10 protein-coding genes are annotated in these 18,914 nt (G+C 47.9%); 2 read left to right on the top strand and 8 right to left on the bottom strand.

Features of this window, described 5'->3' with window-relative positions; translation table 11 throughout:
• Positions 1-9 precede the first annotated feature (9 nt).
• The 7 genes from EHO61_RS03245 to EHO61_RS03215 form a co-directional block, all read right to left on the bottom strand.
• Positions 10-459 carry a holo-ACP synthase gene (locus tag EHO61_RS03245; protein ID WP_246031988.1) on the bottom strand — a complete coding sequence of 150 codons (450 nt, stop codon included), beginning with the start codon at positions 457-459 and terminating at the stop codon, positions 10-12.
• A gap of 3 nt (positions 460-462) precedes the next feature.
• Complete coding sequence (locus EHO61_RS03240) at positions 463-10,518, bottom strand: type I polyketide synthase (RefSeq protein ID WP_135812186.1); 10,056 nt, start codon at positions 10,516-10,518, stop codon at positions 463-465.
• A 391-nt stretch (positions 10,519-10,909) separates the two neighbouring features.
• Complete coding sequence (locus tag EHO61_RS03235; RefSeq protein WP_135812185.1) at positions 10,910-11,332, bottom strand: response regulator; 423 nt, start codon at positions 11,330-11,332, stop codon at positions 10,910-10,912.
• Positions 11,329-13,236: an ABC transporter ATP-binding protein gene (locus tag EHO61_RS03230; RefSeq protein ID WP_167884793.1), complete on the bottom strand. Its 1,908-nt coding sequence runs from the start codon at positions 13,234-13,236 to the stop codon at positions 11,329-11,331. Before EHO61_RS03230 ends, EHO61_RS03235 begins: the two co-directional genes overlap by 4 nt.
• Before the next feature lie 4 nt (positions 13,237-13,240).
• The gene (locus EHO61_RS03225; protein WP_135812184.1) at positions 13,241-13,819 is read right to left on the bottom strand and encodes an anthranilate synthase component II; all 579 of its coding nucleotides are present in this window, start codon (positions 13,817-13,819) and stop codon (positions 13,241-13,243) included.
• Entirely contained in the window at positions 13,816-15,240 is a 1,425-nt protein-coding gene (gene trpE / locus EHO61_RS03220) for an anthranilate synthase component I (protein WP_167884802.1), read from the bottom strand. Before trpE ends, EHO61_RS03225 begins: the two co-directional genes overlap by 4 nt.
• Positions 15,241-15,326: 86 nt before the next feature.
• Positions 15,327-16,490 carry an acyl-CoA dehydrogenase family protein gene (locus EHO61_RS03215; protein WP_135812182.1) on the bottom strand — a complete coding sequence of 388 codons (1,164 nt, stop codon included), beginning with the start codon at positions 16,488-16,490 and terminating at the stop codon, positions 15,327-15,329.
• A 569-nt stretch (positions 16,491-17,059) separates the two neighbouring features.
• Here EHO61_RS03215 and EHO61_RS17175 point away from each other — a divergent pair.
• Positions 17,060-17,221, top strand: a complete 162-nt coding sequence (locus EHO61_RS17175) for a hypothetical protein (protein WP_167880165.1) — start codon at positions 17,060-17,062, stop codon at positions 17,219-17,221.
• A 391-nt stretch (positions 17,222-17,612) separates the two neighbouring features.
• Here EHO61_RS17175 and EHO61_RS03210 read toward each other — a convergent pair whose 3' ends face one another.
• On the bottom strand, positions 17,613-18,461 hold the full coding sequence (locus EHO61_RS03210) for a patatin-like phospholipase family protein (protein WP_246031987.1): 849 nt from the start codon (positions 18,459-18,461) through the stop codon (positions 17,613-17,615).
• A 120-nt stretch (positions 18,462-18,581) separates the two neighbouring features.
• Between EHO61_RS03210 and cutA the strand changes: the two genes are divergently transcribed.
• Entirely contained in the window at positions 18,582-18,899 is a 318-nt protein-coding gene (cutA, locus tag EHO61_RS03205; protein WP_135812181.1) for a divalent-cation tolerance protein CutA, read from the top strand.
• The last annotated feature ends 15 nt before the right edge of the window (positions 18,900-18,914 follow it).

Below are 18,914 nucleotides of genomic sequence, written 5' to 3'. Positions count from 1 at the left end.
TTCGCTTTCCTAAAGTGAAAGAAGAATTTCCGAAAAGGCGTATTCTTCGACGTGCGTTATACTGAGTGAGATGACGGAAGATCCGGTCTTCTTCATGTAGTCCGAAAGGCTTCCGTAAAAACGGCAATACGGTCTTCCGAATTCGTCGTTTCGTATTTCGATTTCGGAATATAGAAACCGAAAGGCCGGAGGCAAATGGAGTCGGGGGCCGTCCAAAGCTTTGACGAATGCTTCCTTGGCGGAGTATCTTCCCGAAAAGAATACCGCGCGTTCCGGCATCGACTTCGTGGATGCCTTTGCAAGTTCCCAACTAGTGAAGGTTTTGTCGAAGAAAGCGGTTCCGGGTTCCTCGAGCGCCTTTCTGAATTCGGGAATAAATACCAGATCGACGCCTATCGATAGATTCGTATGCCCGAGCTTTTGGACGGATTCGGGAAGCATGGGTTTCAGAGCGATCATCGTCTAAAAACCCTTGCCTTGTCTAAAGGACGAATCCAGTAAAAGGGAGATTTCCTCCCGTTCGAAATAGGATTTGGTCTTGCGTTCGTAAAGCGGCTTTCCGATCTCCATTCTAATTTCGTGATATCGATTCCTTCCCGAAATTTCTCTCCGACGTCTAAGAGAGAGATATTTTGCCCTTTCTTGCGGAGTCAACGCTGCCAGGAAGAAATTGGAATGCAGAAGTAGGCAAAGAGCTCCTATATGGCCGAATCCTAATGTAGTTAGTATTCCGGCCTTAAAGGAATGTTTTCCGAAATTCAAGGACTCGTCGGTAAACGCGAGAAACGGAAAGGAATTCATGTCGGGATCGACTTCTTCCAGATTTCGATTTCCGGTAACGACCCCTTCCTCTAAACTTTGCAGGACACCTACGGTCTGCCAGGCGGCGGCTCCTCCTTTTGAATGCCCGGTCAGAGATTTTTGCGAAACGACCGGAAGCAGATTCCCGGGAGCCCTTCCCAATCCGTTTAGCAAAGTATAAAGGAGTTTGTTTTCGTTCTTGTCGTTAGCCTTGGTCGAAGTGTCATGCTTGTAAGCGAAGTCGATATCGTCGACAGTCAGTCCGAAAGATGCCAAGGCGGATCGTAAAGGAGAAATTCCTTCTCCTCCGGGCTGAAAGTCGCCGGAAAGAAGCGCGCGTACCTTGTGAAAGAATTCGTCTCCGTCTTTTCCGTAACTTTCGACGACGCGTTGGCGGTCCTCTTCCCACTTGGCCAAAGCTTTTTTTCGATCTTGGATATTCCAAAATCGATTCGCCTTGTCTGCGGATTCCGCTCCTAACGAGAGTAGTCCTAGTCCCGGTGCCGGAATGGAAGCTTGGATTCCGTCGGTTTTGGATCCTGCATACGCGAGAATACCGTAGACCGGGAGAGCTGCTTCTAAAGCCAAATCTCCTCGAGCCAAAAGTATGACTCCTCCTCCTTGGGCTTCTACGAAACCGTTTCTCCGAATGTCGTTGGGTCTGCAGACGGAGGACGGTTCGATTCCCGCTGCCTCCATTTCAATGCTGTCCGCGGTGGCTTGCATATCGCCGAATCCGATCACTCCTTCCTCGGAAAAATCGTCGAACGCTCCGGCTAACATAAACTTTGCTTTTCCGTCCCGTATCATATTTGCGGCCATTTCCAAGGAAACGCCAGCCGTCGCGCAGGCGGCAACGGGAGTTTGGACCGGGCCGTAAGCTCCTACATAGGAAGTGAGCGCCCACGCCGCCGTAACGTTAATTAAGGATTCTTGAAGTGCATCGTGTTGTCTCTCGCTGCCCATTAAAAAATCCTGAAACATTCGCTTCATTTTTCCCATTCCGCCCAGGCCCGAACCTACGGTGGATCCTACTAGTCCTGGGTGTAGATAGGCGTAAAGTTCGACGGGCTCCATGCCCGCTCTCAAAAAAGCCTCACAGGTGCAATAGAGATTGTATAAAGTGATTCGATCCACCTGTTTGCTCAGCTCTTTCGGGATACCGTAGCGGATCGGATCCCAGCCTTTGGGAATCTGTCCCGCAACTTTTCGGTTTACTCCGATCGCTTTTTTAACCTTAACTACGCTTCCTTTTCTTCGTTTAACGAACCATTTGTCTTTTTCCGTATCGTGGTAGATTTCAGTAGCTTCCGATTCGGCTTTGCGGAATTCCTCGGCTTCTTTTTGAGTTGCGGCCGGGACGAAGAAATCTTCCTCTAACACTACATCTACGAAAGCGAATAAACCGTTCGCATCGAAACCTCTATCGGCCGGGTCTATCAACCGGATCCCGGTATTTTGAAGGATTCGTTTTTCATAACGCTCCTTCGCTTCCCACTCTTGGATCGCCTCTCCCGATTCCGCATCGGTCCAGGTCCGGCCCTTATCCGAAGCCTGGTATTTTACCAATCCCATAATCCAGGCTAGTTCCAAAGCAGCCTCAAGGGAAAGAGATCCGGTTTTTTCGAGTTCCCAGCGGCTTAAGGAGCTTCCTCCGGGTCCGATTTCCGCAAACCCGACGACGCAGATCAGATTTTTCAAATCGATATGCGTAAGGTCGCCGTAAGTCGCGAGTTCCTTCTCGTTCGGTGTGGACGGATGGAAATAAAGTTCCTTCGGTAACGGGCGAACTTTCTGCGGCTTGACTTCCGTTCCCAAAATCTCGGAACGGATCGCAAACGCTTCCCGTTTGTTTTTAGCTTCATTTACGATATTCGATCTTATTTTCGCCAAAACTTTACCTAAATCGGGTTGGGAGTCCAAACCTCCGGTAAAATCCGCTTTTAGTACGCCAACTTTAGAATTTTCGAATATATGACGTGCCAGTCCGGAAATTAGGGCTCCCATTTCCCTTTTGGAAAAAGTAAGGACATCGGTTTCCCTTTCCAGAGCTTCGGCGACCAAATCGTTGGCCTCCATTAAACCCGTTCCTCGGACCCAACCGATTACGCAACCGATGATCCGAACGTTCTTGCCCCAGTCTTCGGATTCCGAATATTTTTTTCTGAACAAGGCCTCTAATCCTAACTTCGTTTCTGCATAGAGTCCGTCCTTACCGAATATTCCGTGATTGGGAGAAAGGGGAAGAATGACGTTCAATGGGGAAGCGTCCGGGCCGAGGGCTTTTCTTCCTCTTCCTAAGACTCCGATCAGCTTTTCCACGCCTACCAGCAATACCTGTAACGAAATGAGGGAGGATTCGTCCAACTGCGACACCGAATTCTCCTCTCCGATCGCTCCGAAAGGTAGCAAAAGATCAGGCTCCCAGTTTTTGGAGGAGAGCCAATCCGAAAGTTTACGAACGTCCTCGAGAGAACCTTGCGAGAAGGGAAGGATTTGCAGGCGGGATTCAGGGGACCCGTATTCCTGAAAGACTCTCTTATAAAGGCGAACTTTTTCGGAGGAATAAGAGGTGGTCGTTAAGATCACGTCGGCTCCCCCGGAAAGCAACGCTTGGACGGTTTCCAAAGCTATGGAGTTCGGGCCCGCTCCGGTTACCAGTATCTTTTTACCTGCAAACGTAACGCCTGCGGCGATCGCTTCTTCCAATACTTTTTCGAAAGAAGCCGTTTCGGAGGAATCGACTTTGAAATTACTTCCGAAATCAGAGCTCGTTTTGAGATGAATCCTAGAATATAACAATTCCTTGATATTATTTTTGTCTTCCGTTTCCGAATAACGCCAGGTTCCGTCCGCTTCGATATCTAACTTAGGTCTCAGTACGGAAGGTGCCGCTTTCCAAACGGGAGAGGACTTATCTTCGGAAGAAATTCGGAAGATTCCCTCTAAACAGGAGACCGCTTCCTTTGTGTTCGGAGAAGAAAGTCTCGTTCCCGAAACCCAATATTCGAACACGCTTTTTAAAAGCCGGGTACGATGATTAGTCAGATAGACTTTCTCTCCGGGACTAAGATGAGTCCGTTTTCCCGAGGAAATTTCGGTAAGAATTTGAAGGAGTTTCTTCTTTGCCCATTGTTCGGAATTTCCGAAGACCACCGCCTTTTTCTCTTCGAAAAGAGGTTGTAGATCCGCGACGGAGGAGTTGCGGGTTCTCGCTTCCGAAAGAAGATTCAGATCTCTCACCAAGTATTGAGCAAAAGGATCTTCTCCTAAAAGTCTAACTCTGAGATCTCGGATGTTTTTACCGAAAACTCCTTCCGCTCCGAAATATTTTCTTTCCAATTCTTCCAATGCGGCTGCGTCTACTTTTGCTCCTCCTGAGGCACCTTTTGCGGCCGAAAGTTTAGGAATTCGAATCCCCTTACTCTGTGCGAAAAGGTCTACTGCCTTATCCAACCACTTAGAGGCTTCTTTTGCGCTGTTCAAACGACTGGAGAGTGCGATCGGACTTAAGAGACCTTTGCGCAACGATTCTCCTTCGCGAACAAATAACGGAAGAAAGATGCTGACCGCAAAAATTCCCGATTCAGAAAGACTCCTTTCCTGCTTTAAATGGCGAAAGATCTCGGTCCGTCCGAAATCCGGAGGGAAATGTTTTTTGACGGTCTCTTCGAATGCGGTCCTTAAATAAGGACCGGGTTGAACGTATTGCGACTGTTCACTTAACAATTTATTCAATTCGCGAATCGGTTTTTCATGACCTCCGTCGAGGCTAGGAGTCCTAAATTCGGCGCCCAGATCGGCCATAACCTGGTTTCTTTTGGATGAATTTCCTCCGAACAGAGAATCGATCGTTTCTTCCTCGGAAATTTCGTCCGGTCTTACTCCGGCCTTTAGGGAGAGCAACGAGAGCAGGGCATCTTTTCTGTCCAAAGCCGCGTCCGCTTCCTCTGCCGAATCCGATTCGGAGACGGTCGCTTCTACTTCGGGTTCGATTTTTTTGATTTCCGTCTTGGTTGCGATTTCCAAAGCTTCGCTCTTCGTATCGAACGTGAGGGAAGATTCCGATTTTTCGCTCCAAGAAGCTTGAGGAACGTCCTCCGATTCGTAGAAGACCGCGTTTCGATTTTCCTCTATATGCAGAATTTCATAAGAAGCAGAATCCGAAACGTCGCGGATGGTCTGTCTTGCCATCCCCGCAAGATCTCCTCTCGCCCCCAGATCGATTAACCTTCTTACATTCAATTCACCGAACAATACGTCCTGTGTTCGGATCCATTGTACCGGCATCGCGAACTGGTATGCCAACAGTTCGATTAACAGAATCCGGCGAAGTTCGGAATCGGAAGCGTCCGGGCGTTTTCCGGAAATCACTTCCGATAGGATCTGGCTTTGGGAAATTTCGAAAACCTGTTCCAAGAATTTCCTATCTATGGAAAACGGTTTCGCGATCAGATTCGGAATGTATTTCCCGTCCAATTCGGAAAAATCGGAATGCGAGGGAACGTTGAATTCGAGGGTTTTCCGGAATTCGGAGACACCGGAAACTAGAATTCTGGAATGGAACGGGACATCTATCCCTTCCAATCGGATCGTCGTTTTTTTACCCCTTACGATCTCCTTGAATTTCGCTTCCATTTCGGAAAGGGCTCTGAGATCGCCGGTGACGGAATATTGTTTATCTCTAATATTTAGATTTACTACTTCCAAAGGGAGACTGGTACTTCTACGGATCTCTTCGACCACTCCTAGGATTTTTTCTTCCGTCAACCCGACATGTCGATTGCCTAGGACGACGCTCATCCCGTAGGGACTCTTTCCTTCCGAATCTCTGGGAACCAGATCCTGCATCGTAAGTCCGCGTCCATAGACGATTCGGATAACGTTCTCTAATCCGAGAAATCCTCTGGCGGAAAGCGAAGAAAATTCTCCTAAGGAATGTCCCGCAAAAGGCGCATGAGAAACTAGGAATCCTCTGCCTTTTAGAATTTCCCAATCCGCCATGGACTTCGTAACCAAGGCGACTTGGGTGAATTGGGTCAAATGAAGAACCCCTTTCGGGTGATTCCAGATTCGATTGCCTACTTTTAAGGAAGTTGGATTGTCGCGGACGATTTCGATCAGCGAAAAGCCTAGTTCTTCCGTCGCGGTTTTTTCCGCACGCTCCCAAACTTTTCTCGCTTCCGGAAATTCTTCCATCAGCTTCAATCCCATACCCTGCGATTGGGAACCTTGGCCGGTAAATACGTAACCCGTAACCGAAGGAGAAACTACTGCGCGCGCATTCAGTTTGATTTCTCCGGCTCTGTTCTCCACCTTGATTTCGAGAACCATATCTCCCTGATGAGAGGACACGTGCCGGGCCTCCACACGAAGTTCCTCAGTAAGATATACGGGGGCCTCGAAGGTCTCCGTAAACGAAAGAACTCGGGAAGAATCGCCCTTGCAGACTTCTCTTACCAAAAGTTTCAATATTTGGGAGGAAGTCCATAGTCCATGAACGATCTTATCCTTCCAGCCGCCGAGGACGGCGAAATCCGAGTCGGTATGGATGGGATTGGTATCTCCGGATGCGGCGGAATAATCGGACATGTCGGCCGGCGCCGTCAATGTTTCTGAAAATATTCTGTATGGGGAAGCTAAAGGCACGAAAATTTCCGCTTCTTGAAACACGGCAAAAAAGCGATCTAACGAGCCGCGATGCCCTGCAGGAATACTCTCTTCGATTTCGAATCTTCCCCAAGGTTCGATCTTGCCGCCGTCTATGATTTCGATCTTACCTTGCGCGATATACGATTCGGAACCGGAGTCTTCTTCGCGGACCAGCGCCTTATCGGATTCGAATTTGAAGACGCATCCTATTTTGGGATCTTGCGAGGTTTCCGTTTTTCGGATCCAAGGCAGGGAAAGTAGTACTTCGATCTGAGCGAAGGATTGGATTCGTATTTCCTTTCGGAACGGTAATGAATCCGAATTTCGAATATCGGAGGTAGTGTCTCGAATTAAAAATCCCGTTTCGAAGGAACAGATCGGCGATCCCTCTTTGGACGCTTCTCCGATCACTACAAGCTGCAATCCTAGGGGAGTCTTCCTGATCTTTGCGAGACGGACTTTGGAACGAATTCGATCCTTAGGCTTAAGGGAAGCGACGGATTTTTCCCACCGGAACGATTGGGAAAGGTGAAGTAGTTTGAAAAGATTCGCGCCAGGAAGCGATAACAAGGGAGAAACAAGAATCTTCCAAGCGAACGTGGAACTCATCCCTAAAGGAGGAATCGGCTCGGATCTAAGATCCGCACGCCTCAATTCACCGATCGCTTTTCGAAAGGATATTATACTTTCCTTGTCTAAAACGGTCTCGTGCACCGATTCGTTCATGAAAAAACTTTCAAGAGAGGAAGGATTCGGGGCCGTGCTCCAGGATGTTTCGTAAAGTTTCAGGATGGATTTCCGCTTTGTTTCTAAATCTTCCGAAACGAAGCGGCTTCCCTCTTGGTCGAAATAGAAGCGGCGTCGAAAGGGAACGGAAAGATCGTCTCCAGGACGATGGAAGAAAATTTCCAGTTGTGCCGTAATCGGATCAACCAACCGTAACTCGATCTTCAATTTTCCTTTTTCGTAGACTTGAAGCAGGATCAGTTCGTTCGCGGGACTCAGTTCCCAAGAGAAAAGGCGATCGGGTTTCGGCTGCAGTAAAAAAGGAAGATCGGAAGGTTCTCCGTTGATTCTAGGTGCGGCAAGAACTCCGGAGAGAAATCCGCTTCCTAGCTTGGATAGGAGAGGAGTCCACTCCGCCAAAGACGGTTTCGAATCCGCGGAAATCCGAATGGATCCTCCGATACCGGATTCGTTCGTGAATACTTCCAATTCGTCGGAAAGGGATTTTTTTGTTTCCCAGAGATCGGACCAATCTATATTTCTCGGATTATTTTTTAAAGGAAGGATTCCCTGGATAAAATCGGCGAAAATGGAAGAGATCGATTCGTTGAGAGTCTTGATTCCGGATATCGCTTTCGGTCCTGGGATCCAGGGGCAAGAATCGGGATCGATTCCGACGCAATGAGAATACCAAAGCGAATCCGAACGGATCCATTTTACGAGATCCTCGTCCAGTAAGGGTATGAAGTTCACGGGTTTTCCGGGCCGTCTGCATACTTCTAGAAAAAAAGCCCTGTCCTCCGGAAGCAAAAGGATTTCCTTTGCCTTTGGATAAGAGGCTTCCCAATCAAGAAGTACTTCTTTCGGTTTTTTGAATATTTCCGGATCGCTTGCGAAAGAGTCACTGGCCTCCGAGCAGGAAGGAAGCATGCGTCCTTCGAATCTATACACTAGTTCCTGAAAACGATTCCGAAAGCTGCGGTCTATGAATGGATGGTCCGGCCAATCCCCTTCGGGCGAAAGAAGTCGTTCTCCGGGGCATACCAGTTCGACGAAACGTTCCAAAACTTCGGTATAGGTCATCCTTTCAAGGTCGCCGAAATAGGGTTTTGCAGTGGAATTAATAAGCGAAATCAATTCCTCCTTTCTATCCGAGACGTTCTTCCTTGCTTCTTCCGCCTCTTTTCCTCTCGTGAGTTCTTCTGCCAAAAGGGAAAGTTTAGTCCAGGTATTTCCCGCGTAATAGATATCGGCTCCGAGACCCGATTTTCCGGAGACGACTCCTCCCGCATTTTTTCCATCCTTCGTGGATTGCCAATCGTGAGATCCGGATAATTCGACTAACGCTTGTTTGATTCTTTCGGAGGTCGCGCATTCCTTGGCGGCCATCAGTCTCGTTCCTAGAAAAACCGCATCCACAGGCATAATCGTTTCCCGGTTCCATGTTCCGAAGAGCCAGCGTTTCGCGTCCTGGGGCTCCGCGATTCCGCCTCCTACCCCGAGGATCAGATTCGTGCAGGAGCGAATTTCGGAATACATGGAAGAAACCAGGTTTTCCAAATCTTCCCAGCTATGATGACCTCCCGCAGCTCCGCCCTCGATCTGCATTAGAATAGTGGATTCGGGAATTCTTTTCGCTATAGATATCACTTGTTGGATCTGGCTTTTCGTTCCCGGCTTAAACGAATTCAACCATATCCCATAGGATTCAAAATCCTTAATAATACGGACCGCCTCTTCCGTTTCCGGAATCCCTGCGGAGATGGTTACTCCTTCGATGGGCGCGCCTTCGGCCTTCATCTTTTTTACCAAAGGAACTTGCAAATTCCAAAGATAAGCGTCCAAATACAGAAGATTGATTACGATCTTCTTACCCGGAGGCAGTTCCCGACGGAATCGATCCATCCGTTTTCGGAAGATATCTTCGGTGACTTGGCCTCCGCCGGCCCATTCGACCAAAAAACCCGCTTTGGCGGCGGCAATCACCATGTCCGGTTCTACGGTAGAAGGGGTCATTCCTCCTCCGAAAACCGGCGGATGTTCCGTCCATACCGAATAGGAATTGCGGATAAATTCCTTTCCTTTCGGCAAGCGTACTAATTCGGGAGCGAAATCCTTCCATGCTTTCGGAAATTTCACTGAATCAGTGCGCTTAAACGAACGGAATGATTCCTCTTTTTCCAAGTTTTCCAGAAGGAAGGATTTTCCTTTCAGATAATTCGAGCAGAGTCTGTCCGTTCCGGCGCCGGGTCCGAAGGAAAGAAGTAAGATTTTGCCGGGTTCGTTCGTAAGTTCTTTGATGCAGGCTCCCCAATCTAAAGAATCTGCGACGACCATTCTCGCGAGAGACAAAGGGAGTCCCTGTTCGTCTTTCAGGTTTCTTCCGTCTCGGGTATCGAAAACGGGAATATCCAAATCTTCGGGACGAACGTCGAACCCTATCCGTTTCAGATCCTGCTCCAAGAGTACGGGAACCCTTCTTAGCAACTGGCAATGAAACGGCGCGGAAATATTCAAAAATCCCCATGAACCGAGATCCGGAAAATCGGATCGAGATAGAAAGTCACGGAATTCGAGTAAGGACTCGGTCGATGAGCAGAGAACCAGGGAGTCCGGGCCGTTTTTCAGACCCAGATAAACGGTATCTTCCGCAGCTCGATCTAAATTAAATTTTTCTAAAATTTTTACGAGATCGGCTTCTCCAGCCTTCAATGATGCCATAGGAGAAGGAACTTCGTCGGACTTTACGAATCTTTTGTATGTGGCGTCGATCTCCAACACCGGGAACTCGTCCTGAGAACGCAGGGAAAGATGAAAAATGGCTCTTAGTATTTTGGAGCAATTGAGTAGAAAGGATTCTTTATTTTTGGAGGATGAAAGAAGAATCGCCGCATAGATCCCCTGGGAATGACCGAAGGCTCCGGCCGTAGTCGACCTTAGCGTTTCCCAGTCGTTCTCTTCTTGTAGAAAGCGATATAAACCCGCCGCTTGAGATATGAAAATAAGCGGAACACTGTAAGGACAAGGCACTAGGTGGGCCGCAGCCGGAGTCAGTTCCGGTCGTTGTAGCCAGTCGGAAAGATGAAAGCCGTAAGGTAGAAGTAGAGCCGCGCGTTGCTCGGATAGAAGGGAATATTCCTCTAATAAAGTCGAGCAGACGGTTTCGAAAAAATCCCCGTTTCCGATACTCTCTTCGTAAAAAGATCTGATTTGCGGCAGAGGATCCGATCCTTGTCCTCCGAAAACCGCATACACTTTATAATTCTTTAAAGATGCCGATTTTAGGACGGTGAATGAGTCGGAAGGATAAGATTTCGTTTCGATAGGGTTCGCTTTCATTTTAACATCCGTGGACGGAAACTTATTGCAAGTCAAAGTCCAGAATTTAGTGACAAACCGCTCGATCGATTTTCAAGAAAAAAACGGATTCGTTAGATTAAAAATTGGATACTATGTATTTGAACTATGTTCGATCGATTTAGCAATCGCTACAATTTAAAGAATTTCTTATTTTATGAATCGAATGCATAGAATTTAAGCTAGTGAACGTAAGTTAGCTAACTTATGTTAGTTAACCGGTGTTCGCTAAGTTATATCGCAAAAATAAACAGACTGTAATCTTTTTGGGACGAAGTGTCGTAAGCTTGGATCTGTGAGGATCGAGATTCGGATGGATTTATTAGTTTATTATAAATATATAATTAAAGGAAGAGGGGAATAAAATTATTCCTTAAGAATGAAGGAATATCGCTTTTTCAAAGGGTTCCGAAGCGATACCCGTGGGTAGCATGAGCACGTTGCCGTTTTTTAGCGGAATTTTCGGAACCATGAAGCTGATCCCTGCAAACGTAGGCAGAAGAAATTTACTGATAGCCATGACTCCGAAAACGTCGAACCCGGTTGTGGCGATGACTTTTATTCCCGAAAATCCGATTTTGTGGATTTTGCGGATCATCCATAATCCCGAGGTCTGGGTTTCCATCGTGATATCCGTGATCACTCCCGCTAATTCGGACCGGTTCTGTAAGAAAAGGTTCCACCCTTGTTCCGCATCCGTCGCACGTAAGACTCGGCAGCCGAGATTTTCCAAATAGGCCTTCAGGTTATTTGCGTAACGATCATTGTCGTCGACTACGAGAACTAAAGGTTTCACGGTAGGATTTCGGCTCCTGCATATTGGTTATCGGTCAGCTTACGGTAGATTCCGTTTTGTTCCATTAAAGAAAGATGATTTCCTTCTTCTATAATGCGTCCGTTGTCCATCACGATGATTCTGGGAATATCCTTGATCGTGGAAAGACGATGCGCGATGACGAAAGTGGTTCGATTCGCGAATAATCGTCTGAGTGCGTCGCTTACGAGCCGTTCCGATTCCAGATCCAATGCGGACGTGGCCTCGTCCAAGATCATGATTTCGGGATCACGGAGTAGGGCCCTTGCTATCACTAACCTCTGGCGCTGCCCTCCCGAAAGATTCAGACCTCTCACTCCGAGAAAGCTGTCGTAACCTCGGTCCATTTTTTTGATGAAATCGTGGGCGTGTGCCAACCTCGCGGCGCGAATTACGTCTTTTCGAGTCGCGCCGGGTTTTCCGTAGGAGATGTTTTCCGAAACCGTTCCGTGAAATAAAAAGATATCCTGAGTTACGATCCCGATCTTTTTCCGAAGACCGGAAAGGGAAAGGTCCTTGATATTGACCCCGTCGAATTCGATGGATCCCGAACTCGGATCGAAGAATCTGGGAATTAGGTCCATCAAAGTGGATTTGCCGCAACCGCTGGCTCCGACGATCGCTATCGTTTCGCCAGCTTTTACGTTCAAATTGATGTCTTTCAATACTTCGGTACTGGTCCCAGGATAAGCGAAGTTAACGTTTTTGAATTGAATGGATTCGGAAAGTTCGAAGGATTCCACCTTAGCGATTTCGCTGTGATCCTCCGTTTCCAGATCCACGATTTCGAAGATGCGTCTCCCGGCGGAAATCGCCTGGGATACTTTGCCCACCATTTGGGAAAGTTGAGTTAAAGGCCTTAAGAGAAACAATAAAGTCAGTAGAAAGGCCATGAAATCCCCCGTGGAGAATCGGGAAGTTCCGGACCCGGCAAAAATGAATTTCGCTCCTAAAGCGAAGAAACCGAGCACTACGAGCGAAGACGTCAACTCCACGAGACTCGGGGCGACTTGGAGATAATACTGTCCTTTAAAATTCCTGCGATAAACGTTCTGGTTAATCTTTCCGAACTTCTCTTTTTCGAAGCGCTCCGTGTTGAAGATTCGGATCACTTTAATGCCGGAAATCATTTCCTGAAGATTTGCGTTCAAGTCCGCCATCTTTTCCTGCAGTCTTTCCGTAGAACGTGTGATCTTTTTAGTGAATAGTGTCACCGGCAAAATGATGATCGGAACGGCAGCACAGGCGATCAGAAGCAACTCGGTATTCAGATACAATAAGACGATCAAGTGGGTGATGACGTAGAAAAAATTAATCGTCGCGTCTCGAAAGTTGGACGAAATCACCGCCGCAACCACTTCGACGTCGTTGATGATCCGGCTCATCAACAATCCCGTTTTTTCCTTAAAGAAGAACGTTAAGGGAAGCATTTGGTTTTTTTCGAAGAGTTCCTGCCTTATATCCCTTACGGCTTTGTACCCGGCGGTAGCTAAGCAGAAAACGGACGCGAGATACGTGATCAATTTGAGGCCGTAGATGGGCAGGATAAGAAGGCAAACCGCCCATACCACCTCTTTGGGCTCCATATATTTCGTCCTACCGTTCGACCACTGTTTCGCGCCCACCAGGATCTTTTTGACCCTTTCTACGGCGTCCAAGCTGTCGTAACCTTGGTACCTCTCCTTCAGCAGGATGTCCTGCTCGGGCTTGGTAAGTTCGAATTGGAATCTGGTATTGGGATCGGCCCCCATAGTATCGAAGAGGGGGATGACTGCGGTGAGAGAAACTGCGTTTAAAACTGCGGTGGTCAGCGCGAACAGAATACCTAACGCGAATCGGTACTTGTACCGGACCGAATAGGCCATTAAACGGAAGAATATCTTCATCGCATCAGCTTTCGGAAACGATCCTGGAAAAGTTTCGGACCAAATCCAAACCGTTCTGAGTCATAATCGATTCCGGATGAAATTGTACTCCGAAAAGATTCGTCTTGTTTTTGTGCCTTACGCCCATGATGACTCCATCCTGGGTTTTGGACGCGATCTCCAGGTCCTGCGGAAGACTTTCGGGTTGGATCACCAAGGAGTGATAACGTGTGGCTAAAAAGGGAGACGGAATTCCTTTGTATATGTCCATTCCGTCATGTTCTATGAGGCTGACTTTGCCGTGCATGATGCTAGGAGCGTTTACGATCTTCGCTCCATAAACTAGTCCGATCGCTTGGTGGCCGAGGCAAACTCCTAAAATAGGAAGTCGGCCGGAAAGTTCCCGTATTACGTCCAGGCAAACTCCGGAATCTTCGGGACGTCCCGGACCAGGACTTAAAACGATTCCTTGCGGACGTAATTCTACGATACGCTTCAGATCTATTTTGTCGTTTCGAAAGACCTCCACCTTGTTTCCGATCTGGCAGAAGTATTGGTAAAGATTATAGGTAAAGGAGTCGTAGTTGTCGATGAGAAGGATCATCTATTCCATTCTCCTTTAAGGCCGTTACGGGCGAAGTCCACCGCACGCAAAAGAGCGGCCATTTTATTTTTCGTTTCCTCCAGTTCGCCCTCCGGTGAGGAATCATAGACCACGCCGCCTCCGGCCTGTACGAAAGCTCTTTTTCCGTAAAAGGAAATCGTTCGGATAACGATTGCCATGTCAGTATCGCCCGCGTAAGAAATATAGCCAAGGGCTCCCGAATAGATTCCTCTTCGAGTCTTTTCCAACTCGTCTATGATTTCCATGGCCCGAATTTTCGGAGCGCCGGAAACCGTTCCGGCGGGAAGAGTCGCTCGGAGCAGATCGTACACGGATTTTTCGGAATCCAATTCGCCGAAGCATTGGCTTACGATATGCATCACATGGGAGTATCGTTCCACGATCTTAAATTCTTCCACCTTGACACTTCCTGGTTCGCAAACTCTGCCTAGATCGTTGCGTCCCAAATCCACCAACATGATATGCTCGGCAATTTCCTTGGGGTCGGAAAGAAGATTGTCTTCCAACGCTTTATCCGATTCGGGAGTCGCACCTCTCGGTCGGGTGCCCGCTATCGGTCTGAGATACGTCTTGCGGTTTTGGCATTTGACCATGATCTCGGGAGAAGAGCCTACGATGGAAATGTCGTCCAGCTTTAGGAAGTACATATAAGGACTGGGATTTACGGTTCTCAATCCGCGATAGACTTGAAACGGAGGAACGCCCGGATGGAACTCCAGCTTTCTGGACGGAACGACTTGGAATATATCTCCCGCGTAGATGTATTCTTTGGCTTTTTGGACCGCTTTTTTGTATTCTTCGTCCGGAATATTCGGAAGGTATTCTAGAGGCTCCTTCGTTTCCACCGGATATCTTACCCAGTCGGGAACTTCTCCCTCTCTAAGATTCCTTTCGATCGCGTCGATTCTTTCTAAAGTCGTTTCATAGCAAGTTTTCGGATCTTCGAATTCGGACAGCCTAGCGTTCACGACGATCCGCAGTAATCTATCCACGTGATCCACGACCAGAACTTCGTCGTATAGAGCGAAGTAGGCGTCGGGTGCAGGCTCATCCTCCGGTTTCTCGTCCGGAATCGTCTCGTAATAACGAACGCATGGATAGGCTAAAAAGCCCACTGCTCCGCCTTGAAAGGAAGGAAGTCTAGGATCCGGAACATAGACGTCCTCTCCCATGGAATATTCCAAAAGGAACAAAGGATCGTACGTGATGATTTCCGTTTCCGGTTCGTTCCGCTTGGAGATGTAGAACAATCCGTTTTTACCGTACAACAAACGGTAAGGATCCTTTCCCAGGAAGGAGTTCCTACCTACGTTTTCTCCTCCTTCCACGGATTCCAACAAAAAGGAATGCTTGGCCTCCGTTCCTCCCCATTTGGCAAAAAGGGAGACAGGAGTTTCCAAATCCAAAAACACCTGTTTGAAGATCGGAATGAGATTCCCGGAGCGGGATCGTTCCAGGAACTCCTCGTATGTAAGGGAAAATTCCTTCAGAGGTTCGGTCCTTCGATTCCTTTCCCTTCGGAAAGGTAGCGGGAAATAATCAGTCGTTGGATCTGCGAAGTCCCCTCGTAAATCTGGAAGATCTTCGCGTCCCGCATCAATTTTTCGACGGGATATTCCGAATTGAATCCGTATCCGCCCAAAACCTGGACCGCGTCGGTGGTGATTCTCATACAGGCGTCCGCACAAAAAACTTTCGCGATCGAGGCCTGGTACGTGTTTCTGAATCCTTGGTCGATCAACCAAGCTGCTTGGTAGCAAAGAAGGCGACCCGCCTCGATGTCTCGGGCCATTTCGGCGATCATAAACGAGATCGCTTGGTTTTCCATGATCGGTTTTCCGAATGCGGAACGTGTCTTGGCGTATTCGAGCGCGTGTTCCATCGCGGCACGAGCGACACCGACCGCTCCGATTGCGACTCCAGGACGGGTATGGTCGAAGGCGCCCATGGCGATTTTAAATCCGTCACCTTCCTTACCGATCATCTGGCTTTTATGAACTTTCACCTCTTCGAAAGTGATTCCGCGGGTGTCCGAACATTTCTGACCCATATTCAGCTCTTTCTTTCCTATGATGACGCCCGGAGTTTTGGAGCTTACGATAAAACCAGTGATCCCCTTGTGGCCGGCTGCCGGATCCGTTTTTGTGAGAACGAAAAACCAATCCGCATAACCCGCGTTGGTAATCCACATTTTGGAACCGTTGATGATGTACTCGTCTCCGACCTTTCTTGCGGTCGTTCTGATGCCGGCCACGTCGGATCCGGCTCCAGGTTCCGTGACGGCGTATGCACAAAGCTGGAATTGTTCCGTCATTGGCTGGACCCATTTTTTCAGGACTTCTTCGCTGGCGCCGATCAAAACCGGAGCGAGGGCCAGGTTGTTCGCCAAAATCGCAGTGGCCATTGCGGAACATCCCCAAAAAAGTTCCTCTCCGATGATCACATCGTCCAATTCGTGCATACCGGCTCCGTTGAATTGCTCCGGAATATGAATATTCATTAGGCCGATTTCCCAGGCCTTTTTCAGAATTTGAAGGGGATATTCCCCGGTCTTATCATGATGCTCGGCCTTGGGGCGAATTTCGTTTCTGGAAAAATCTCTGGCTAAATCCCGGAGCGCTTTTTGATCGTCCGACAGTGCAAAATCCATTCTATAGATACCTTATATGGGATGTCGGGACCTCCGGGAACGGACGGATGGTTTTTTCCACCTGATCCCGAGCGAACTCCGATATCGTGTCGCGTTCTTCGGCAGAAACAAACGCAGAATGCGATCGGGTTTCACCCGTTAAAAGTGCGGGGGATGGTGGAATTTCCCTAAGGAACCCTAAGATACAGGTTCTATGTGGAAGGTTTCGAAGTCAAGAACGTACGTTCGGGAGATTCGGCCGAGAAATTTTACGATTCGTAAGTCAACTGCCGGGTTTCAGGCATTTTTAATTCTATTTTTGACGAGAAGGCCGAGCTGAAATCTTAGGATTTAGGGGACAAAAAAAATTGTCGGTTGAGACCAGGTAAGGGGGGATTCCGTTCCGTGGGAAAGATTTTTTTTCCATTTTTTTTGTTTTTTTTGGAACAAAAAAAGGGGCGTCCAATTTAGTAATTTTTTATATAGGATAATGAATTTTGATTGTTGCGGACGGATTTAAAAAGAAAGTATCTTATCCCCAGGTCGTTTTGGCACGTTCCGGGACGACCAATTAAAAAAGGAAGATCACAATGAAAAAACTTCTACTCGCCGTTACGGCACTCTCTCTTGTTGCAGCTTTTGCTCTCAGCGCGGAAGAAAAAAAAGAAGCTCCGAAAAAAGAAGACCACAAAAAAGAGCACCACAAAGCTGAGCACAAAGAGCACGCTGAAAAGAAAGAGCACAAGAAGTAATCCGGTGAACGGATTAACCCTTCGCACTTGATTCGAGTGTGGAGCGACAACTGGGCTGCCCGAAAGGGCGGCCCTTTTTATTTTTTCCGGAATTTGAAATTGGGACGAATTTAAAGAAAAAAAGGGTTCGTTCAATTGTTTGGGCAAAAAAATGCCGGCGTAACGAAAATACCGTTAGCACCGGACTAAGTGTGAAGCGACGATCGGACCCTAAGCTAAAAGGGTCCTGATTCGTATAAATGCTGCCGTTTTGGAACCTGTCAGCTACTTTTTCCCGAATGCGATCGAGGATAAAATCTTGGAACTGTTATTCCGGTGTTGCCATCCCGAAGTGCTTTTTCGTTCTGGCGGGATGGGGAAAATTGAATGTCGGAAATATTCGAAAATCGACTTAGGAAGCTGCGTTTAGAATTCTGCTTCGATGGGAATGCGCGGATCTTCTTCCCAATTCCAAGGCCAATCTTCCGTTTTTCATCCGATTGGGGTGTAGGTAGGGCGTTTGGGTTGCGATGCGTACGATCTGTTTTCCGTATTTTTTCGCCAAAAGATCTTTTAACTCTCGAGTCTCGCTGCTGATCACGTCCACAGAAGCGTCGAATGCCCGGAGTAAAGGTTGTTTGGATTTCGGTTTTCCGTTATCGATCTCGTGAGTGATAATTCGTTTAATACTAGGGTCTAAAATAAGTTCTTTGATCGGTTCCGCATCCACGACCCCTCCGTCTAAAAACTCGTCCCCTTCTATGATCGGAATTTCGAATAGCAAGGGGAAGGTCATGGAGGCGAGGATGATATCGATCGCATTCCCTTCCGTTCGCAACTCTCGTACCCCTTTGGTTAGATTAGAGACCGCCACACCCATAGGAATGGGGAAGTCTTTCAGATTCTTTTCTCCCAGATAGGGTCTGAGCAGGGTACGGATTCTGGCCCCGCTCAAAATTCCGGAGTACTTTCGGAATCCTTTCCGAAGAGGTTTCAGGATCTGAGAAATCGCGTTCCCTTCCCAAAAATCCTTTTTTTTCAACGTAAGAATGAATCTCGTAATTTCCTCGGGCGGCAGTCCCGCCGCGATCAAGGAACCGATCAATGCCCCGGAGCTGGACCCGGTGATTTTGGCCGGACGGAATCCGATCTCCTTCAATCCTAAGACAAAGCCGGAATGTGCAAAGAAACCGAAGAATGCGGAATTCAGAGATAGAGCGTCGAACCGTTTTTTGATCCAAAGATTCGGGGATTTGGCCATTGGAATGTGATAGAAACTCAGGCGCGGATTGTCCATATTTTTAAGCGAATATTTTCTCCGAACCGGATTCCGAATCCGAAAATGAGTTTTTAGACCCCGAGCTAGGATGCGAATTAGAGTATGGAATTGCGAACGATCTATATCACGACCAAGAACGAAGAGGAGTCTCTCCGGATCGGAGAGGCTCTCGTCACGGAGCGCTTAGCGGCTTGCGCGAACATTCTTCCGAAAATCAAATCCATTTATCGATGGCAGGGTCGGATCGAAAAGGACGAAGAATCCGGCCTGCTTTTAAAAACTAGGGCGGACACCGTCGAAAGATTGATCGCAAGAGTGAAAGAAATGCACGGATATACTGTTCCATGTGTGGTGAGCTGGAAAATCGAGGAAGGAAATCCCGACTATTTGGATTGGATCGAAAAAGAGACTTCAAAATAATGATTTCCTTTCCGG

The sequence above is a fragment of the Leptospira fluminis genome (genome assembly GCF_004771275.1).
In the GTDB taxonomy this organism is placed as follows: Bacteria; Spirochaetota; Leptospiria; order Leptospirales; family Leptospiraceae; genus Leptospira_B; species Leptospira_B fluminis.
The sequence above is the reverse complement of the archived record's forward strand: the minus strand, read 5'-3'. Positions and strand labels throughout refer to the sequence as shown.